Origin of the sequence: Collinsella sp. TM09-10AT, assembly GCF_003436275.1 — a bacterium.
In the GTDB taxonomy this organism is placed as follows: domain Bacteria; phylum Actinomycetota; class Coriobacteriia; order Coriobacteriales; family Coriobacteriaceae; genus Collinsella.
In genome coordinates this window covers 40,297-59,245 of record NZ_QSOP01000006.1, presented here as the reverse complement: position 1 = coordinate 59,245, position 18,949 = coordinate 40,297, and the positions used below count along the sequence as shown (strand labels likewise).

Sequence of the window (18,949 nt, the reverse complement as noted above, 5' to 3'; positions counted from 1 at the left end):
ACCTGGGGCACCTGGAAAACCTAGGAGGGTTATCCGGCATTCCCGGTAATCCGTCTCCGTGGTAGGGAACTAATGGACCACGCAAACCATGAGGAGGTAACGTGGCAGACGATATCAACAATAACGAGGGTATGGGCGAGGCCGGCGATGCCGGCATGCCCGACGATCTGAAGCGCCTGCTTGCCCGTGCTGAGCAGGGCGAGGACGGCGATCCTGACGCCTATAACCCCGATGCCGATGATGACGAGGAAGAGGACGACGACGGTGAGCTCGAGGAGAGCTTTGGCGAAGTCGATCGTGGCGCCTCGGCCGGCGAGGATATAAACGGCGGCCAGCTCCAGATTTCGGAGTTTGGCCGCGAGATGAAGCAGTCATTTATCGAGTATTCGATGTCGGTCATCACGGCGCGCGCCCTGCCGGACGTGCGCGACGGCTTAAAGCCGGTGCACCGCCGCATCCTGTACGCGATGAACGAGAGCGGCATCTACCCCAACCGTCCGCACAAGAAGTCCGCTTGGACGGTCGGCGAAGTTATCGGTAAGTACCATCCGCACGGTGACTTCGCGGTCTACGAGGCAATGGTTCGCCTGGCGCAGTGGTTCTCCATGCGCACGCCGCTCATCGACGGCCACGGCAACTTCGGCAACATCGACGGCGACGGCGCCGCTGCCATGCGTTACACCGAGAGCCGCCTGGCAAAGCCCGCCATGGAGCTGCTGCGTGACCTGCAGAAGGATACCGTCGACTGGCAGCCCAACTACGACGAATCGCTCGCCGAGCCTCAGGCGCTGCCCGCGCGCTTCCCCAATCTGCTGGTCAACGGCAGCCAGGGTATCGCCGTCGGCATGGCCACCAACATCGCCCCGCACAACCTCACCGAGGCGATTGAGGCCACCTGCTACCTGATCGATAATCCCGACGCCACTGTCGACGAGCTCATGCAGATCATGCCCGGTCCGGACTTCCCCACCGGCGCTATCATCATGGGCAGCGCCGGCATTAAGCAGAGCTACGAGACCGGCCGCGGCTCCATTACCGTGCGCGCCAAGGCCCACGTGGAATCCACCAAGACCGGCCGCAACCGCCTGGTCTTTACCGAGATTCCCTACATGGTCAACAAGGGCACCCTGCAGGAGAAGATCGCCCAGCTCGTCAACGACAAGCGCATCGAGGGCATCTCGGACATGCGCGATGAGTCCAACCAGAAGGGCATCCGTCTGGTCATCGAGCTCAAGAAGGGCGTCATTCCGCAGGTCGTGCTCAACAACCTGTATAAGTACACCTCGCTGCAGACGACCTTCGGCGCCAACAACCTGGCGCTCGTCAACGGCGTTCCCAAATGCCTGAGCCTGCGCGAGATGCTGCAGCACTACATCGACCACCAGGTCGACGTCGTCACTCGCCGCACCCGCTTCGACCTTAAGAAGGCCCAGGCCCGCGCGCATATCCTTGAGGGCTACTTGATGGCTCTCGACCATATCGACGAGGTCATTAGCATCATTCGCTCCTCGCAGACCGATTCTGAGGCCAGCAGCCGCCTGATCGAGCGCTTTGGCTTTACGCCCGAGCAGACCACGGCCATCCTCGAGATGAAGCTGCGCCGCCTGACTGGCCTGGAGCGCGACAAGATTCAGGAAGAGCTGGACGGCCTGCGCCGCGCCATCGCCTACTACGAGGACCTGCTGGCGCACGAGGAGAAGATCCTGGGCGTCATTAAGGAAGAGATGCGCGAGATCTCCAAGAAGTTTGGCGATAAGCGCCGCACCGAGATCAGCCAGGTCGAGAAGGACCTGGACGTCGAGGACCTCATTGCCGACGAGGACATGGTCGTGACCATCACCCACACCGGCTATGTCAAGCGCATCCCGGTGGCCGCCTACCGCGCCCAGAAACGCGGCGGCAAGGGCGTGTCGGGCGTCAACCTCAAAGAGGACGATGTCATCGACGAGATGTTCATCGCGTCCACGCACGAGTACGTGCTGTTCTTCTCGAGCAAGGGCAAGGTCTATCGCCTGAAGGTGCACGAGCTGCCGGTGGGTACGCGCCAGGCGCGCGGTACCGCGATCGTCAACCTGCTGCCCTTCGAGGAGGGCGAGAAGATCGCGAGCGTCATCAGCTGCCGCGAGTTCCCTGCCGACGAGTACCTGATGTTTGCCACCAAGAGCGGCATGGTCAAGAAGACCGTGATGAGCGCATATGACCGCAGCCGTCGCGACGGCCTGATCGCTATCAACCTGCGTGACGACGACGCGCTGCTGAACGTGCGCCGCGTGCGCGAGGGCGACAAGATTATCCTGGCCACCACCGCGGGCAAGGCGATCATGTTCTCCGAGGAGCAGGTGCGCGCCACCGGCCGCGATACCAGCGGCGTTCGCGGTATCGGTATGAAGGACGGCGTGAGCGTTCTGGGCATGGAAGTCACTAACGGCAACGGCGATCTATTCGTCATCACCGAGCGCGGCTACGGCAAGCGCACGCCGGTCGCGGACTACCCGGAGCAGAATCGCGGCGGCCAGGGCGTCTACACCATCCAAATGACCGAGCGTAAGGGTAACCTCGCGGCCATGAAGACGGTGGGCCCGCAGCACGAGCTGTTCATCGTGACGGAGGGCGCGACGGTCATTCGCGTCAAGACCGATGAGATCAGCCAGACTGGCCGCGCTACCCAGGGCGTCAAGATGATGACCGTCGACGACAACGACCGCATCTGCGCCGTAGCCCGCATGACGGCCGCCAAGGAGAAGCCCGAAGGTGAAAGCGCCGAGGCCGCAGCCGACACCGAAGAGGCCCCAGTCGACCTAGGCGACGGCAACGACATGCCAGAGGATCTCCTAGACGAGTAAGAGGCCCTAGCTGGTAGAAAATATCAGACCCCATATATCGGCGGTCGGCGCACTGCGCGTCGACCGCTTTTTTGAAAACTTTGGGACTCGCGTACGCCCCGGCCGCACGGCGGCATGTGAAGTCGATCGCGAGTTCCGCACGAGCCAGAGAGCACTTAATGTGCTCTCTGCGCGAGTCAGGACTGTCCGAGCAGGCGACTTCACATGCCGCCGTGCGGCCAGGGCGAACACCCTCCAAAGATTTTCAAAAAAGTTGTTGACGCGCGCGTAACGACTCGTCTAATATATCCCTTGCGCGATGGACCTGTAGCTCAGTTGGTTAGAGCGTCCGGCTGATAACCGGGAGGTCACAAGTTCGAATCTTGTCAGGTCCACCACTTTCTTTCGCAATAAACACCCCAGCGAGAGCCGAGTCGCCGCTGGGGTGTTTATTACTGTCTCCGTGGGGGTTTAGCTCAGCTGGGAGAGCGCGGGCTTTGCAAGCCTGAGGTCAGGGGTTCGATCCCCCTAACCTCCACCATGATGGACCTGTAGCTCAGTTGGTTAGAGCGTCCGGCTGATAACCGGGAGGTCACAAGTTCGAATCTTGTCAGGTCCACCATCAAAACTGTGAAGAGCCTCGGGGCAATTGCCTCGGGGCTTTTTTCTTGTCTGCGATAAATCTCATTTTGGTTTTGTGTGCTGGGCGAAAGATTGGGTAGTATAGCTATTCAATGCGGCGGGCTGCCGCGTGTTAACCGCTACGTACCGGAGGTGTTCCATGGTTCGTGTCGACATAGAGACCATCGTCATGGCCGCCGGTCCCGTGCCATCGCTTATCGTGCTTCGCGAGCGCTGCAGCAAATCGGACTCGCCCGCGCCACTGCGCTCCCTTTCCATTCAGACTGGTTCGTTTGAAGCTGCTGCCATCAGCCGCGGCATCGATAGCGGCCGCGCCGAGCGCCCGATTACCCATGACCTGCTGCTCGATACCGTTGACGCCCTGGGCGCCAAGCTCGAGCGCATCGAGATCGTTCGCGCCGAGCCGCCGGTGTTCTACGCGACGATCGTCGTACTGGCCGATGGCGCCGAGCGCAAGATCGACGCCCGCCCCAGTGACGCCATTGCCCTTGCCGTGCGCAGCAATGCCCCCATGTTTGTGGAGGACGACATCATGAATCGCCTGGGCACTGTTTCCACCCACGCCGAGGATGTCGACGACGAGCAGGAGTTCGAGAAGTTCGACGAGTTCGTCCATACGCTCTCCCCCGATGACTTCTAAATGTCTGGCACGCGAGCGGAGAGGTCGCTGATGGGTACCCGCGTATCGGCTGAAGCGGCCGCCATCGCGCGTGAAGCCCAGATGCGCTCGGAGGCTTCTGAGGCGGCTCGCATTGCCTATGTGACGCAGGCCCGCACGCTTCGCGAGCGCCGCGGCTCGTTTATCAAGATGGTTGTCGTCTCCGTCCTTGTCGCGGCAATCTGTTCGCGCCTTCGTGGTACAGTTGGTGCGCTTGGGTTTTCGATTTCAACAGGCTTGGTAATCTGGGGTGTGGTCGATGCAGTAATGCTGACCAGCCAGATCAAGGTACTCGACAAGCGCGCGATGGATATGATGCGCGCCCGCGACGCTGCCGCCAAGATCGCTGCCGAGGCACAAGAACTGTAACGACGCCAGACTCGATGGGAAGGTCTAAAGATGGCACAGGATATGCAGGACGCCGGTAACGTCTCCGCCGAGCTCGACGCCATGGTGTGTGACCTGATTGGTGCGTTCTTGGACGACCTTGCCGCCGGCGAGAATCCGGGTGTAGTTGTGGCGATCGAGGACGCTGCTTCCAACCGTTATCTGGCGGCGCTCGATGAGGATGGCGAGGAGGCGTGCCTCGAGGCTGCCACCAACTTTATCTCCGAGCACAAGATGGGTCTTAAGGACGAGGGCCTGGGCCGCATCGCCCGCTATGCCATCGGCTACACCGGTTGTGTCGAAATTGACGGCGGCTATCACGACGCCCTGCTCGTGAGTTTCTTTGAGACGGCGCTCGAGAGCGGTTTTTCGGCATACGTGCTGTATGAGGGCATGGGTGCCGGCGATGGTTTTATGTGGAGCGACCCTGAACCTGCAGGTGAGGAAACCCCTCTTATCTAAAATCGCTAAAATAAACGAGTTTTCGGTAAAAGGCTCAATATTCCCGCTGAGCGTTGTATCGCTGGGCGGGCCGCATACGCGTGCCGTTTGTATATGGATAGAAGATAGGGGAACTACATGCGCGTAGACAATCTGAGGAACATCGCCATCATCGCCCACGTCGACCACGGCAAGACGACGATGGTCGACAAGCTCCTGCGTGCCACGGACGCCTTCCGTGCCAACCAGCAGGTCGAGGACCGCGTCCTGGACTCCAACGACCAGGAGCGCGAGCGCGGCATTACGATTCTCGCCAAGAACATCTCTATCGAGTACAAGGACGTCAAGATCAACGTCATCGACACCCCGGGCCACGCCGACTTTGGCGGCGAGGTCGAGCGCGTGCTGCGTATGGCCGACGGCGCCCTGCTGCTGGTTGACGCTTTTGAGGGCCCCATGCCCCAGACCCGCTTCGTGCTGCGTCACGCTATCGACACCGGCCTCAAGATCATGATCGTTATCAACAAGATCGATCGTCCGGGCGCCAACCCCGAGAAGGCCTACAACGACTGCCTGGACCTTATGGCCGACCTGGGTGCCACCGACGACCAGCTCGAGTTCGCCATGGAGCACGTGGTCTACGCCAGCGCCATGAACGGCTTTGCCCGTCTTGACCCCAACGACGGCAACATGGACATGTATCCGCTGCTTGATATGATCATCGACGACATGCCCGCCCCCGAGGTTGACGAGAACGCCCCGCTGGCCATGCAGTGCGTGACCATCGACCACTCCAACTTTGTCGGCCGCATCGGCATCGGTCGCGTGTATTCCGGCGCCATTCACCAGGGCGATCAGATCCTGGTTGTCAAGAACGACGGCTCCAGCGCAACTGCTACCGTCAAGCAGCTCTTTACCTTCGACTACCTGGGCCGCACCGAGTGCCAGGAAGTCGGCGCCGGCGACATTGCCGCCGTTGTCGGTATTGACCGCACCGATATCGGCGATGTCTACACCGACCCCGAGAACCCCGTTGAGCTCGAGCCCATCGAGATCGACCCGCCGACTCTGTCCATCGTCTTTGAGGCTTCGACCTCCCCGCTCGTCGGTCGCGACGGCGACATCGTGGGCGCCCGTCAGCTCAAGGAGCGCCTGTTCAACGAGGCCGAGAACAACGTGACCATGAAGATCGAGGAGCTCGAGGACAAGAGCGGCGTCGAGGTCTCGGGCCGCGGCATCCTGCACCTGTCCGTCCTGATGGAGTCCATGCGCCGCGAGGGCTTTGAGTTCCAGGTCGGCCGTCCCCGCGTTCTGTTTAAGAAGGACGAGAACGGCAACAAGATGGAGCCCGTCGAGCAGGCCGTCGTCGAGTGCCCGGACGAGTACTCGGGCAAGGTCGTTGAGGTCTTCGGTACCTCCGGCGGTATCATGACGAGCATGGATACCTCGGGCATCGTGACGCACCTTGAGTTTAAGATCCCGACGCGTGGCATCATGGGCCTTAAGAACCGCATCATGAACGTCACCCACGGCGAGGGCGTGTTCTACCACACCTTCCTGGAGTACGGTCCCTACGCCGGCGAGATCGGCAACCGTCAGAACGGTGCCATGATCTCCATGACCACCGAGAAGGCCGTCGCCTACGCTCTGGGCACGCTGCAGGAGCGCGGCCAGCTGTTTGTTGAGCCGGGCACCGAGTGCTACGAGGGCATGATCGTGGGCGAGCGCAGCAAGGCCGGCGACATGGTCGTCAACATCGCCCGTACCAAGAACCTGGGCAACCAGCGTTCCTCGACCTCCGACATCTCCGTGCAGCTGGTGCCGCCTCGCACCTTCTCTCTGGAGGAGGCGCTGGAGTACATCGCCGACGACGAGCTGGTGGAGATTACTCCCAAGAACATCCGCCTGCGCAAGCGTCTGCTCAACGCCACCGACCGTAAGAAGGCAGCCGTCCGCGCCGGCCAGGTCAACAAATAAGCGCTGGGGCTTATAACTGCCAATAAGAAAGGGCGTCGACCGCAATGGTCGGCGCCCTTTTTGGTGCAATGGGATCAGGTTGCTTTGCGCCACCACAAAGGTGCCTGGCCCTTTTGTGGTGGTTGGCGGCTAGGCGGTGGGGAGTCCTGGCGTGTTAGCCGGCTGCTGCGGCTTGAGGTGGGCGTTGCGCCAGATGATCTGGATGGCGTAGCCGAGCGTGAAGACGAAGGCTACACCGCTGACAAAGTTGCCCATAAGAGGAAGTGCCGTGAGTGCGCCCGCGACGATACCGCCCACGGCGGCCATGGCGTAGCGGTTTTGGTTGTGTCCGACCATGCGCGCGACCGCGGTGCCCGTAAATGCCGCCGAGACCAAAGCGATGCCGATGACGCCGCACATGAGGGCGGCGGCGAGCGACAGGCCTGCAATCGAGATGATGAGCAGCAGCACGGCGGGAGCGACGGCGACCGTGCCCAGAAGACCACTTACCCACAGCGGCATGGGACGCTGATGGAGCATGCCGGCAGCGCTGGCGGTTGCGCGTGGAAAGACAAGCTCAAGCAGGATGGCGACAAAGCAGGTGGAAAGCGCCGCGGCAACGATGCCGCCGATAATGTCGTTGGCCGTAGAGGTGTTCTCGTTCTCGGTCCGGTCGATCTTGAGAGCTCCGACCTGGGCGCCCTCGGCCCGCTCGGGGTCCTGTGAGACGTGGGCGTTCACCGTGCCGGTGATGCGGGCGTTTTTACCCAGGATGAGCTTGTCGGCCCAGACCTCAACATCGCCATCGACGGTGCCGTCGATGGTTACGGTGTCGCCGGCAAGCGCCGCCGATTTGGCGGAGCCGCGCAGGGCGACCGTTTCGCCTGCCGCGTAAAAACAGTTGGCGGTGCTGCCGGTGTTGAGCACGACGTGCTGGCCGGCCACCGTGACGCTGCCATCGATTGCGGTTTTGGCGATATCGATGGTGCGTGCCGCCAGACGAACGGCGCCGCCTACGGTGCAATCGCGAATCGACAGGTTCTCACCCGCCGCGATAATATCGCGGCCGATGGAGGCGTCGTCTAGGTTGAGACTTTGGCCGGCCCAGTACAGGTCGCCTTCGATACCGGACGGAGTTGAGTCAACTTCGGTTGCGAGCACGTTTCCCGCGGTGTCGGTGCCGGCGAACGACACCGTGGGAAGTGCGGTGAGCGCGAGCGCAATCAGCGCGAATAGGATGGTGATGCGGGCCTGCGCTTTGTGGCGCCGGATCGACGGTACTTGGTTGCAAGGCATAGTGAATCCTTCGTTAGATACTCGACAGGTATCTAACAGGGTACCCAACGCGCGGGCGCTCTAAAAGAATCTCTCGGTTGCATTTCGAGGGGTTGTGCTGTGCTACCTACTTTTTACGGTGCAAAAAGCGCGCGATGTCTTCCTCGGTAGGGCTTTTAATGTCAAAGCGCAGTGATAGCCAACGCAGCCCCATGGTCACCACAACGCATACGACCAGCGCGGCAACATTGCTCATGAGGCCGCTCATGACGAGGGCTACATAGCTTGCCGATCCGGCGATGGCCGCGATGGCATAGAAGTTGGTGCGTTGGAAAATGCCCGGGACCACGCCCATAAAGCCGTCGCGCAGCATGCCGCCGCCCACGGCGGTAAAGAAGCCCATCATGATACATACGGCGGGCGCAAATCCGTACACCAACGCCTTGTCCGCGCCGGTTGCTGCATAGATGCCGACCGAGATGATGTCGAGCAGGGGAATGAGTTTTTCGGGCTTATCGACGATTGCCGGGAAGATATAGATGATGGCGGCTGTGGCGATGGAGAGCGGTAGTGCCATGGGCTGGTTGAGGATGTAGACGTTGCCGACCTGGAGCGTCATATCGCGCAAAAGACCGCCTCCCAGACCGCAGACCACCGCGAGCGCGACCGCGCCCACCAGGTCGAGCTTGTGCTCGCGAGCGACCAGCACGCCCGAGATCGATGCCGCGACAACGGCGAACATCTCGAGCCAAAATGGGATAGCGACCATGGCATCCGAGGCGTGTGAAGTAACAGTCATAGCGGCGACGACGGGCAAGATGAGGTCCTTTGATTCTCGGGTTTGAACAATGCCCGTACATAGTACATGGTTGGCGGCGATTGAGACCCTATTGCTCGGCAAACGGTAGGGACTGGGAACGGTCATGGGTACCAAACATGTACATCAGCCTCCAAAGATGCCGAAAAATGTCGTTTTTGGAGGGTGATGTACATGTTTGAGATTCAAGGTGAAATCGAAAGCAATGGGGGACGTGGCTGAATAGGAGGGATGTCCAAATTTTGAGCGGAGCTCAAAATTTATTCGGTCGGCTTGCGCCGACCGCGCTGCGCTAAAAACGCGCCACTGGCGCGTTTTCTTTACGCTTTGCGTCCTGACGGGTTCGAATCCCTCCTCCTCCGCCGTATTTGCTTGTAAGGGACTCTAAACCAAAAAAGCCCCCGTTTTCGGGAGCTTTCTCAACCAAAATGGCGGAGGAGGAGGGATTCGAACCCTCGTGACCTTATACAGGCCAAACGGTTTTCGAGACCGCCGCATTCAACCACTCTGCCACCCCTCCGCGTGGGGTAAAAACAAAGCAGGCTCGAAGGCCTGCTTTGGAATTAACTGGCGGAGAGTCAGGGATTTGAACCCTGGAGACGCTTTTGACGCCTACACGATTTCCAATCGTGCTCCTTCGGCCACTCGGACAACTCTCCGTTAAATGCGAAAGTCAGTATACACGAGGAATCGCAAAGTGCAAACAGAAAAGTTGGCATTTTTTAAAACGCTTGGCCGCGCTTGGCGCTGCAGTGGGGTTTGAGGTGCCAAAAAACGGCATCCGACCAGCGTGGTTGATCAACTCAATTGTTCAAAAGGGGTATTCATAAGCGACTTGGCAATGAATTTAAAAATCTTTGAGCGATGTTATGAACCACCGGTATGCATTTTGCGACCACAGCCTTGTGCCCGTTAACCTGCGGCTTGGCTCAGCTTGTCCCCACGGCACCGTATCTTGTCCACAGATCCGTCAAGCTTTTGGTCAGCATTTGGTTGGAATGCGCATGAAGCGTCGTGCGAGTATGGGCATATGTGGAGGTCATGAGGTTGTAGCTGCATATTCTTGCGGCCTGGGAGGTTGAAAGATATTATTACCAAGTCTTTTCCTGCTTCAGGCGCACCTTCACGACCTGAAGCCACATTTGCCCAGAGGAGGTGACAATATGAAGGCTTATGAACTGCTGTTCTTTGTTGACCCGTCGCTCGACCCCGAGACTCGTCTCGCTGTTATGAAGCGTATCGATACCACGATCGCTGAGAGCGCTGGCAAGGTCGACTCCGTTGACGAGTGGGGCAAGCGCAAGCTCGCCTACGAGATCAACGACCTCACCGATGGTGACTACACCCTCATCAACTTCCACGCAGATCCCACCCAGATCGCCGAGCTTGATCGCGTCCTGCGCATCACCGACGCTGTGGTCCGCCACATGATCGTCCGTCGCGACGACCAGGAGTAAGACTGTCGTTTTGGACTGGGCTTGTGCCCCAAGAGGAAGTAGTGAGTAATGAGCATCAATCGAGTGAACATCACCGGTAACCTCACCCGCGATCCCGAGCTGCGCGCCACTGCCGGCGGAACCCAGGTTCTGTCCTTTGGCGTCGCCGTGAACGATCGCCGCCGCAATGCGCAGACTGGCGAGTGGGAGGACTATCCCAACTTTGTCGACTGCACTATGTTCGGCACCCGCGCCGAGGCCGTGAGCCGTTTCCTGGCAAAGGGAAACAAGGTCGCGATCGAGGGCAAGCTGCGCTACAGCTCTTGGGAGCGCGACGGTCAGCGCAGGAGCAAGCTTGAGGTCATCGTCGATGAGATTGAGTTTATGAGCTCCCGTGGTGGCCAGGGTGGCTACGATCAGGGCGGTTACGCCCCCGCAGCTCCCGCGCCCGCAGCACGTCCTGCCGCACCGGTGGCTACGCCGCCCGCGGTCGACGTCTACGATGAGGACATCCCGTTTTAAGGGTTGTTCACCTATTTTTGAGTGAGAGGCGGCTTCGGTTCGCCGAAGTTGCCAAATGAAAGGTATTTTGACATGGCTAATGATTTTTCTGCACGTCAGCCGCGTCGTAAGTACTGCCAGTTCTGCAAGGAGAACACTGAGTTCATCGACTATAAGGACACTCAGCTTCTCCGTAAGTACATGACCGACCGTGGCAAGATCAAGCCCCGTCGCGTCACTGGCGCTTGCACGCAGCATCAGCATGACATCGCCAACGCCATCAAGCGTGCCCGCGAGATGGCTCTCCTGCCGTACACCGTCCCCGTGGTTTCCTCTCGTGGCAACCGCGACCGCGGCTAAGAAGGGAGACGCATCATGAAGGTTATTCTTCTCGATGAGATCAAGGGCAAGGGCGGCGAGGGTGACGTCGTAGAGGTCGCTCAGGGTTACGCTGAGAACTTCCTGTTCCCCAAGAAGCTCGCTGTTGCCGCCACCAAGGGCAACCTCAAGCAGCTTGACGAGCGTCGCAACAACATAGCCAAGCGCGAGGCCGTCCGTCTGGCTACCGCCAACGAGACCAAGGCTGCCCTCGAGGGCAAGCAGGTCACCGTTGACGTCAAGGTCGGCGACGAGGGCATCCTCTTTGGCTCCGTCACCGCCGCTATGATCGCTGACGCCATCAAGGATCAGCTCGGTATGGACATCGACCGCAAGCGCGTCGAGCTCGGCAAGCCCATCAAGGTTGCCGGTGCCCACACCGTTGCCATCTCGCTGTACCGCGAGATCAAGGCCGAGGTTGTCGTTCTCGTCGGCGTTACCGCCGAGGAGCTCGCTGCCGATGCTGAGGTCGAGGAGGCCGCTGAGGTCGCCGAGGCCGAGACCGCCGAGGTCGAGACCGAGGCTGCTGCCGAGTAGCATTTGCTGCAACGCAACAATCTTGTTCTAAGAAGGGCGCTCTGAGAGACCGGGGCGCCCTTTTATTTTTTGCGCTGAGTGGGTGTCACGTCATACATTGAGATGCAGTCCCACATAAGCGTTGTGTTAGACCACTTTGGATAAGTGTCCTGCACGCAGTACACGCGACGGGGCCCCGGTTGCGACAATTCCATCATCAGGAGAGATGGAGGTTGCAATGGAAGACGTGCTCACCCAGCTGACGAGGCAGTTCCTCCCGCAGATGACGGCTGCCGAGAAGAGCAGGGCCCTGAGATCGCTCAAGGCGCTGATAGACGCGGAGCTTTTCGAACTCGCGGCAAGCGAGGGGGCGGAAGACGATCCCGACAGAGCCTGCCCCTGGTGCGGCTCCCCGCATTACGTGAAGAGGGGGCGAGACGGGAGCGGCCGTCAGCGGTTCCTCTGCCGAGGGTGCGCCAGGACCTTCACCGACGCCACCATGCGCGTCTTCTCCACCACCAAGCTCGACAGGTCGGCCTGGATGAGGTTCGCGGAGTGCCACGTGGACATGCTCCCGCTGCGCGAGTCGGCGGAAAAGTGCGGCGTGTGCCTCAAGACGGCGTTCTTCATGCGCCACAGGCTGCTCGAGGCCATGGCCAAGCGCATGCCCGCCTTCCGCGTGGAGGCCGGCGGCGGGGCCGAGCTCGACGAGTGCTTCTTCAGGGAGAGCTTCAAGGGAAACCGCTCCAGGTCGGAGTCCGGCATGCCCAGGAAGCCCCGCACAAGGTCGCAGGGAACCGACGGGCACGAGAAGATATGCGTGCTCACCGGCATCAACGACGCCGGCGACATCTTCTACGAGATCGCGGGGAGGGGCGGCCTCGACGAGGCGGCAGCCAGGGAGCTGCTCGCCGACAAGCTCGCGGTCGGCGCGATAATCTCGACGGACCGTGCGCACGTGTACCGCCGCGTCCTGCCCGCCCTCGGCGTCGGCGCGCACATCGCCAGCAAGAGGGAGGAGCACGCCATCAACAGGGTGAACAGCCTCCACTCCCAGATGAGGCACTTCATCGGCAGGTTCCGGGGTGTCTCCACGAGACGCCTCGAGAACTACCTCGCCTGGTTCAAGTGGACATGGTGCTTCAAGGTCCGCAGGAGCGCGGACGAGCTCGCCGAGCTCATAGTGAGGCAGGCAGCCCGCGGCACGTACGAGAAGACCTGGCGCCAGTACAAGGTGACCCCCTATCCGTTCTACGAGTACTGGATCAAGCAGGCGAAATGGGACTCGCGTGCGCGGAGGGCCATATACGGCGTGGCGTGATGTCCAGGGCGGTCTGGCGCAGCGCATCTGCGGCAAGCGCTGAAGTCGTGCCCCGATGCAAATAGCAACAGCTAGCGATATTCTTCGGGAACGTCGAAACCGTACTCACGGCATAGGAGCATGACATCGTGGGCGTCGTGCTCGTCATGCTGATAGCCCAAGTGAAACAACAGCTGGCTTTCGGGGTCGATGCACGACACCTCCACCTCGCCGATGCGCCCCCTCCCCGAAAAGACCTCCCCGGGAAAACGATCTCCCTGATACAGAATATCGCCATTCTCGGCGAAATCGAAGCAATGCAGGTCGACGATGCGCCCCGCCTCGTCTTGCCACACCGTGTGATCTTCGGTGGTGAAAGATGCAGCCACCTCGGAAAACCCCTCATCAGCAATTAGATCCACGAACCTTTGGTAATCCCCGCGCTGAACGAACAGGTCGATGTCGTTATGAGCCCTGGTCTCACGCCCGACAAGCGCATCGATGCCCCAGCCGCCATCAAGGTATACGCCAATGCCCGCACCTGCGGAAAGGCCGATTATCCAACACGCATCATCCTTGGTGACCATAGGAGCTCCTTCGCTTTCGCCTGCTATCTAAGCAAGAAAGATTATAGGAAAAGTCCCAGTATCCAAAGCGGTCTAACACAACGCACATAAGGGACCGTTCATCCGTTTGGTTCGGTGATGATTGTTAAGGCGCGCCTCGATTTAAAGCTGTGGCTGATACTATGGATGCTCGCAAGCGATATGAATGAGGATGCTCATGGCATATGACGATAGGGAGACATGGCTGACGGTCGAGGACCGCGGCTCCAAGTTGGGTCTCCCCCAAAACCAAGATGCAGAGGCCAACGTACTGGCCGCCATGCTGCTATCGCCCGAGGTGGTCGAAGAAGCCCAGGTCGAGCTGCAGCCCGATGATTTCTACCGGCCCATTCATAAGACCATCTATACCGCGATGGTCGATATGTACAACAGTCGCATTCCCATCGACTCCATCTCGCTGATCGATTACCTGCGAAGCATCAACAAGCTCGATGCCGTGGGCGGCGAGGCGTACATTTTGGAGCTGATGGGTCAGACCCTGTCGCTCGTCAACTGGCAGCACCATGCCGCCATCGTTCGTCGCGATTCGATGCTGCGTGAGCTGATTGGTGCCACCAACGAGATTAACGCGCTGGCCTACAACGCCCCCACCGATACCAAAGAGGTCGTGGAGCTGGCCGAGAGCAAGCTGCTCAAGGTTACGGCGCGCGAGGTTAAGTCGAGCTACAAGACACTGACCGAGTTTATGGTCGAGGCCTATAACGAGGCCGAGGAAGTGTGCCAGGCCGGTGGCCAGGCAGTGGGCGTTCCCACGGGCTTCCCGTCACTCGACCGCATGCTTATGGGCTTCCGTGAGGGCCAGCTCATCATTATCGGCGCCCGCCCCGCCGTGGGTAAGACCTCGTTCGCTCTAAACCTGGCGCTCAATGCCGCCGCTGCGGGCTACACCGTCGGCTTTTTCTCGCTGGAGATGTCGGGCAAGGAAATTGCCCAGCGTCTGATTTGCGCCTATGCCATGATTTCGATCAGTGATTTTCGCATGGGTCGCATTAGCCCCGAGCAGTGGGCCAATATCAACGAGGCCACGCAGACCTTGTCCAAGCTTGATATTCTGATTGACGATACGCCCGGCACCACGGTGACCGAGATTCGCGCCAAGAGCCGCCGCATGCTCCACAACAAGGAGAAGGCCATCATTATCTTGGACTACCTGCAGCTGGTGAGTCCTCCGCCGGGACGCCGTTCCGAGAGCCGCACCGTCGAGGTCTCCGAGATGTCTCGTGGCTTAAAGATTATGGCCAAGGAACTCAAGATCCCGCTCATCGCGCTGTCGCAGCTCTCGCGTCAGGTCGAATCCCGTACCGGCAAGCGCCCGCAGCTTTCCGACCTTCGTGAATCGGGCTCCATCGAGCAGGACGCCGATATCGTTATGTTCTTGGACCGCTCCGCCGACGAGGCCGAAGCCTCGCGCGACGATCGACCCGACGAGGGCGTTACGCGTATCGTCGTGGCCAAGAACCGTTCGGGCCCGATCGGCGACGTCGACCTGATGTTCCTGCCGGCATCCACCAAGTTCTATGAGCTTGATGGGGCACATGCCGAGGAGTAGGACAGGCGCCCGTTGCACGGGTATACTGGGAATGTTTTGTGCTTCTGCGTGCCGGCGTGGCGCGTAGACAGTCCATGAATGTAAGGAGTAAACATGCCGTCAACCGTTTTGGTCGGTGCCCAGTGGGGCGATGAGGGCAAGGGTAAGATCTGCGACCTGGTCGCCGGCGACTTCGATGCCGTCGTGCGCTACTCGGGCGGCAACAACGCCGGCCACACCATCGTCGTCAACGGCAAGAAGTACGGCCTGCACCAGGTGCCCTCCGGCATCATGTATTCCGACCACGTGTCGGTGATCGGTAACGGCTGCGTCGTCAACCCCAAGGTTGTCCTTGAGGAGATCGACATGTTCGAGGCCGACGGCATCACCACCAAGAATCTCAAGATCAGCGGCAACGCGCATGTCATCATGCCGTATCACATCGATCTGGATGGCGCCTTTGAGCAGAAGCTCGGCAAGAAGAACATCGGTACCACCAAGCGCGGTATCGGTCCGTGCTATCAGGACAAGATGGCCCGCATTGGTCTGCGCATGCAGGACATGCTGGACGAGGCGCTGTTCCGCGACAAGCTGGAGACCGCTCTCGCCCGCGTGAACCCTGAGCTCGAGCTCATCTACAACCTGCCCACCTACACCGTGGACCAGATTTGCGACGAGTACCTGCCCATGGCCGAGCGTCTGCGCCCCTACATCACCGAGACGAGCCTGCTGCTCAACAACATGATCGATGAGGGCAAGGACCTGCTGTTTGAGGGCGCCCAGGCGACGCTGCTCGACATCGATCACGGCACCTATCCGTACGTGACGTCTTCCAACTGCACCGCCGGCGGCGCCATCACCGGCTCCGGCGTGGGCATGAAGAACGTCGACCGCGTGCTGGGCGTCATGAAGGCCTATATCACCCGCGTCGGTTCGGGCCCCATGCCCACCGAGCTTTCCTATGAGTCCGAGGCCGGTCACACGCTGACCGAGGAGGGCTATGAGTACGGCGTGACCACCGGTCGCCGTCGTCGCTGCGGCTGGTTCGACGGCCCCATCGCCAACTACGCCTCGCGCGTCAACGGCCTCACCGATATCGCCCTGACCAAGCTCGACGTGCTTTCGGCCTTCGACACCATCAAGGTGTGCGTGGCCTACGACGTCGATGGCGAGCGCTACACCAGCGTGCCCGAGCATCAGGTGCGCTTTGAGCATGCCAAGCCCATCTACGAGGAACTCCCCGGCTGGAAGTGCGACATCACCGGTTGTCGCAGCTTTGATGAGCTGCCGCAAGAGGCTCAGGACTACGTGGCGTTTATCGAGGATCTGGCACACACCCGCGTGACGTTCATTGGCGTTGGCGCTGGTCGCGAGCAGATCATCAACCGATTCTGGAAGTAATCGGGACTATTTGGTTATTGCGATATACCCCTTTGCAGCCCGGACGGGCGGCCGAGGGGTATATTTGCTTGCAAAGGGCTCGCGCGGAGCGGGCCATTCATCCATAGAGGAGGCACCCTTGAAGGCGGACACTCAAACCATCGACATCCTGTTGTTGGGCAGCGGCGGCCGTGAGCATGCTTTGGCAGCTAAGCTCGCAGCATCACCGCGCGCCGGCAAGCTCTACATCGCGCCGGGCAACGGCGGCACCGCGAGCTGTGGCGAGAACGTTGTTCTCGACGATTGCGATCCTGCGGCCGTGGCGGCGTTTGCGCAGAGCCACGGATGCGGACTCGTGGTAATTGGCCCCGAGGCTCCGCTCGTGGCGGGCGTGGCCGACGCCGTGCGCGCGGCGGGTATTCCCTGCTTTGGCCCGGGTGCCGAGGGTGCCCAGATGGAGGGCTCCAAGCTATTCTCCAAGCAGCTCATGGAGCGTGCGGGCATTCCGACGGCAGCCTATGGTTCGTTTACCGACGAGGCTTCGGCTCTCGCCTACGTGCGCGAGCAGGGCGCTCCGCTGGTCGTGAAGGCCGACGGCCTTGCCGCGGGCAAGGGCGTTATCGTGGCGACCGAACTTGAGCAGGCCGAGGAGGCCGTGCGCGAGTGCTTTGGCGGCACCTTTGGCGATGCCGGCAACACCGTGGTTATCGAGGAGATGCTCGTTGGTCCCGAGTGCTCGCTGCTCGCCTTTACCGACGGCAAGACCGTGCGCCCCATGGCCACCTCGCAGGACCACAAGCGCGCCCTCGAGGGCGACAAGGGCCCCAACACCGGCGGCATGGGCGTCTACAGCCCGGTGCCCATCGTGACCGACGAGGAGCACGCCACCATGGTGGCGGTCATGGAGCAGACCGTTGCCGAGCTTGCTGCCGAGGGCATCGACTACCGCGGCTGCCTGTATGGCGGCTTTATGCTCACGCCTGCCGGCCCCAAGGTGCTGGAGTTCAATGCCCGCTTTGGCGACCCCGAGACGCAGGTCGTGCTGCCGCGCCTTAAGAACGACCTGGTTGAGGTCATGCTCGCCTGCGCCAACTGCGAGCTCGATCAGATTGAGCTCGACTGGCGTGACGAGTGGGCTGTGGCCGTTGTCCTGACGAGCGCGGGCTATCCCGGCAGCTACGAGAAGGGCAAGGTCATCACTGGTATTGAGGATGCCGAGGCCATGGAGAACGTGACCGTGTACCACGCGGGCACTGCCGTGGTGGACGGCCAGCTCGTGACCAATGGTGGCCGCGTGCTTGCCGTGACCGCTCTGGGTGACACGTTCGAGAACGCTCGCAACCTTGCCTACGAGGCCTGCGAGAAGATTGCTTTTGAAGGCAAGACCCTGCGCCACGACATCGGCCTGCGCGCGCTGCGCGGCCGCGACGCCTGGGATGCCTAAAATCCGAGAGGAATGAGACGGATGGACGAGAAGAACGAAGAGCTCGTGGATGCGCAGATCGTCGAGGAGGACAGCCGCATGTATGGGCACGCCGAGGGCGAGCCTGGTGGCGAGGTCGCTGACGAGCCGGCGCTGGTGTTGGGCGACGACGACCCGCACGATGTCGAGCTGCACGAGAAGATTCTTTCGGAGGAGTGCGCCTGGAAGGGCAAGATCCTCGACGTCCACCGTCTTGAGGTTGAGCTGCCCAACGGTCGCCGCAGCGCCCGCGATATCGTTCGCCATCCGGGTGCGGCGGCCGTTGTGGCGCTGACCGAGAGCGGCAAGATCGTACTGGTGCGTCAGTACCGCACCGCTATCGACCGCGTGACGGTCGAGATTCCCGCCGGCAAGCTCGATCCAGGCGAGGACCCGCTCGATTGCGCCAAACGCGAGCTGCATGAGGAGACGGGCTTTAGGGCTGGTCGCATTCGCTTTTTGACGTCGATTGTCACGTCCTGCGGTTTTTGCGATGAGATCATCCACATCTACTTGGCTACCAAGCTCGAGTTTGATGCGCCCAACCCCGATGATGACGAGTTTGTCAACGTGGACCTGGTGCCGCTGCACGAGCTGATCGACGCCGTGCTCGACGGCAAGATCGAAGACGCCAAGACCGTCGTGGGCGCCTTGGCCTGCGATAGCATCGCGCATCGCCTTGGGGGTGCGGAGCTTTAACGAGCGGGGATGATCCCGCAGGTTTGTGTAAGTCAGCGAAAGTGCTCCATTTGAGACAAGGTGGCCTAAAAGAGGAGGGAAGCGTATGGATATACGCGACCGACGATTGAAGGCCAGATTGTCCA

17 protein-coding genes and 5 tRNA genes are annotated in these 18,949 nt (G+C 60.7%); 17 read left to right on the top strand and 5 right to left on the bottom strand.

Going from position 1 to position 18,949, the window contains the following annotated elements:
* Positions 1-131 precede the first annotated feature (131 nt).
* From gyrA to typA, 8 genes are all read left to right on the top strand, one after another.
* Positions 132-2,843 (top strand): DNA gyrase subunit A, encoded by a 2,712-nt coding sequence (gene gyrA / locus DXD77_RS04030; protein WP_199408999.1) that lies wholly within the window; start codon positions 132-134, stop codon positions 2,841-2,843.
* A 300-nt stretch (positions 2,844-3,143) separates the two neighbouring features.
* A tRNA-Ile gene (locus tag DXD77_RS04025) sits at positions 3,144-3,220 on the top strand.
* A gap of 67 nt (positions 3,221-3,287) precedes the next feature.
* Positions 3,288-3,363 (top strand) — tRNA-Ala (locus DXD77_RS04020).
* A gap of 4 nt (positions 3,364-3,367) precedes the next feature.
* A tRNA-Ile gene (locus DXD77_RS04015) sits at positions 3,368-3,444 on the top strand.
* A gap of 159 nt (positions 3,445-3,603) precedes the next feature.
* Positions 3,604-4,104 (top strand): bifunctional nuclease family protein, encoded by a 501-nt coding sequence (locus DXD77_RS04010; protein ID WP_117647795.1) that lies wholly within the window; start codon positions 3,604-3,606, stop codon positions 4,102-4,104.
* A 30-nt stretch (positions 4,105-4,134) separates the two neighbouring features.
* Positions 4,135-4,491 (top strand): hypothetical protein, encoded by a 357-nt coding sequence (locus DXD77_RS04005; protein ID WP_117647793.1) that lies wholly within the window; start codon positions 4,135-4,137, stop codon positions 4,489-4,491.
* A gap of 30 nt (positions 4,492-4,521) precedes the next feature.
* Positions 4,522-4,971: a hypothetical protein gene (locus DXD77_RS04000; RefSeq protein WP_055251344.1), complete on the top strand. Its 450-nt coding sequence runs from the start codon at positions 4,522-4,524 to the stop codon at positions 4,969-4,971.
* A 117-nt stretch (positions 4,972-5,088) separates the two neighbouring features.
* Positions 5,089-6,927 carry a translational GTPase TypA gene (typA, locus tag DXD77_RS03995; protein WP_055287536.1) on the top strand — a complete coding sequence of 613 codons (1,839 nt, stop codon included), beginning with the start codon at positions 5,089-5,091 and terminating at the stop codon, positions 6,925-6,927.
* A 129-nt stretch (positions 6,928-7,056) separates the two neighbouring features.
* Here typA and DXD77_RS03990 read toward each other — a convergent pair whose 3' ends face one another.
* The 4 genes from DXD77_RS03990 to DXD77_RS03975 all read right to left on the bottom strand — a co-directional run bounded on the left by DXD77_RS03990 (position 7,057) and on the right by DXD77_RS03975 (position 9,657).
* The gene (locus tag DXD77_RS03990; protein WP_117564022.1) at positions 7,057-8,202 is read right to left on the bottom strand and encodes a polymer-forming cytoskeletal protein; all 1,146 of its coding nucleotides are present in this window, start codon (positions 8,200-8,202) and stop codon (positions 7,057-7,059) included.
* A 106-nt stretch (positions 8,203-8,308) separates the two neighbouring features.
* Positions 8,309-8,980 carry a trimeric intracellular cation channel family protein gene (locus tag DXD77_RS03985; RefSeq protein ID WP_233506731.1) on the bottom strand — a complete coding sequence of 224 codons (672 nt, stop codon included), beginning with the start codon at positions 8,978-8,980 and terminating at the stop codon, positions 8,309-8,311.
* 447 nt (positions 8,981-9,427) lie between these two features.
* Positions 9,428-9,518: transfer RNA gene (locus DXD77_RS03980), tRNA-Ser, on the bottom strand.
* A gap of 48 nt (positions 9,519-9,566) precedes the next feature.
* Positions 9,567-9,657, bottom strand: a tRNA-Ser gene (locus DXD77_RS03975).
* A 504-nt stretch (positions 9,658-10,161) separates the two neighbouring features.
* On the opposite strand from DXD77_RS03975, the gene rpsF reads away from it, so the two are divergent.
* The 5 genes from rpsF to DXD77_RS03950 all read left to right on the top strand — a co-directional run bounded on the left by rpsF (position 10,162) and on the right by DXD77_RS03950 (position 13,150).
* Positions 10,162-10,455 (top strand): 30S ribosomal protein S6, encoded by a 294-nt coding sequence (gene rpsF, locus DXD77_RS03970; RefSeq protein WP_117647792.1) that lies wholly within the window; start codon positions 10,162-10,164, stop codon positions 10,453-10,455.
* 48 nt (positions 10,456-10,503) lie between these two features.
* Positions 10,504-10,956, top strand: coding sequence for a single-stranded DNA-binding protein (locus DXD77_RS03965; RefSeq protein WP_006235830.1), 453 nt, complete (start codon positions 10,504-10,506; stop codon positions 10,954-10,956).
* Between the two features lie 72 nt (positions 10,957-11,028).
* A complete protein-coding gene (rpsR, locus tag DXD77_RS03960; RefSeq protein WP_006235829.1) occupies positions 11,029-11,295 on the top strand; it encodes a 30S ribosomal protein S18 in 267 nt (88 codons plus the stop codon).
* Positions 11,296-11,310: 15 nt separating this feature from the next.
* A complete protein-coding gene (gene rplI / locus DXD77_RS03955; protein WP_117647790.1) occupies positions 11,311-11,850 on the top strand; it encodes a 50S ribosomal protein L9 in 540 nt (179 codons plus the stop codon).
* A 217-nt stretch (positions 11,851-12,067) separates the two neighbouring features.
* Positions 12,068-13,150: an IS1595 family transposase gene (locus DXD77_RS03950; RefSeq protein ID WP_158549079.1), complete on the top strand. Its 1,083-nt coding sequence runs from the start codon at positions 12,068-12,070 to the stop codon at positions 13,148-13,150.
* Between the two features lie 71 nt (positions 13,151-13,221).
* Here the strand turns inward: DXD77_RS03950 and DXD77_RS03945 are convergent, their stop codons facing one another.
* Positions 13,222-13,716: a nucleotidyltransferase domain-containing protein gene (locus DXD77_RS03945; protein ID WP_117629780.1), complete on the bottom strand. Its 495-nt coding sequence runs from the start codon at positions 13,714-13,716 to the stop codon at positions 13,222-13,224.
* Positions 13,717-13,906: 190 nt separating this feature from the next.
* Between DXD77_RS03945 and dnaB the strand changes: the two genes are divergently transcribed.
* The 4 genes from dnaB to DXD77_RS03925 all read left to right on the top strand — a co-directional run bounded on the left by dnaB (position 13,907) and on the right by DXD77_RS03925 (position 18,824).
* Positions 13,907-15,304, top strand: a complete 1,398-nt coding sequence (gene dnaB, locus DXD77_RS03940; protein ID WP_117647787.1) for a replicative DNA helicase — start codon at positions 13,907-13,909, stop codon at positions 15,302-15,304.
* Between the two features lie 93 nt (positions 15,305-15,397).
* Positions 15,398-16,684, top strand: a complete 1,287-nt coding sequence (locus DXD77_RS03935) for an adenylosuccinate synthase (RefSeq protein ID WP_055251352.1) — start codon at positions 15,398-15,400, stop codon at positions 16,682-16,684.
* Between the two features lie 118 nt (positions 16,685-16,802).
* On the top strand, positions 16,803-18,107 hold the full coding sequence (gene purD / locus DXD77_RS03930; protein ID WP_117647786.1) for a phosphoribosylamine--glycine ligase: 1,305 nt from the start codon (positions 16,803-16,805) through the stop codon (positions 18,105-18,107).
* Positions 18,108-18,128: 21 nt separating this feature from the next.
* The gene (locus DXD77_RS03925; RefSeq protein WP_199408997.1) at positions 18,129-18,824 is read left to right on the top strand and encodes an NUDIX domain-containing protein; all 696 of its coding nucleotides are present in this window, start codon (positions 18,129-18,131) and stop codon (positions 18,822-18,824) included.
* The last annotated feature ends 125 nt before the right edge of the window (positions 18,825-18,949 follow it).

Bases quoted from the DNA above. Each gene is read 5' to 3' on its own strand.
- gyrA (WP_199408999.1), top strand. From the start codon at position 132: ATGGGCGAGGCCGGCGATGCCGGCATGCCCGACGATCTGAAGCGCCTG.
- DXD77_RS04010 (WP_117647795.1), top strand. From the start codon at position 3,604: ATGGTTCGTGTCGACATAGAGACCATCGTCATGGCCGCCGGTCCCGTG.
- DXD77_RS04005 (WP_117647793.1), top strand. From the start codon at position 4,135: ATGGGTACCCGCGTATCGGCTGAAGCGGCCGCCATCGCGCGTGAAGCC.
- DXD77_RS04000 (WP_055251344.1), top strand. From the start codon at position 4,522: ATGGCACAGGATATGCAGGACGCCGGTAACGTCTCCGCCGAGCTCGAC.
- typA (WP_055287536.1), top strand. From the start codon at position 5,089: ATGCGCGTAGACAATCTGAGGAACATCGCCATCATCGCCCACGTCGAC.
- DXD77_RS03990 (WP_117564022.1), bottom strand. From the start codon at position 8,202: ATGCCTTGCAACCAAGTACCGTCGATCCGGCGCCACAAAGCGCAGGCC.
- DXD77_RS03985 (WP_233506731.1), bottom strand. From the start codon at position 8,980: ATGACTGTTACTTCACACGCCTCGGATGCCATGGTCGCTATCCCATTT.
- rpsF (WP_117647792.1), top strand. From the start codon at position 10,162: ATGAAGGCTTATGAACTGCTGTTCTTTGTTGACCCGTCGCTCGACCCC.
- DXD77_RS03965 (WP_006235830.1), top strand. From the start codon at position 10,504: ATGAGCATCAATCGAGTGAACATCACCGGTAACCTCACCCGCGATCCC.
- rpsR (WP_006235829.1), top strand. From the start codon at position 11,029: ATGGCTAATGATTTTTCTGCACGTCAGCCGCGTCGTAAGTACTGCCAG.
- rplI (WP_117647790.1), top strand. From the start codon at position 11,311: ATGAAGGTTATTCTTCTCGATGAGATCAAGGGCAAGGGCGGCGAGGGT.
- DXD77_RS03950 (WP_158549079.1), top strand. From the start codon at position 12,068: ATGGAAGACGTGCTCACCCAGCTGACGAGGCAGTTCCTCCCGCAGATG.
- DXD77_RS03945 (WP_117629780.1), bottom strand. From the start codon at position 13,716: ATGGTCACCAAGGATGATGCGTGTTGGATAATCGGCCTTTCCGCAGGT.
- dnaB (WP_117647787.1), top strand. From the start codon at position 13,907: ATGCTCATGGCATATGACGATAGGGAGACATGGCTGACGGTCGAGGAC.
- DXD77_RS03935 (WP_055251352.1), top strand. From the start codon at position 15,398: ATGCCGTCAACCGTTTTGGTCGGTGCCCAGTGGGGCGATGAGGGCAAG.
- DXD77_RS03925 (WP_199408997.1), top strand. From the start codon at position 18,129: ATGGACGAGAAGAACGAAGAGCTCGTGGATGCGCAGATCGTCGAGGAG.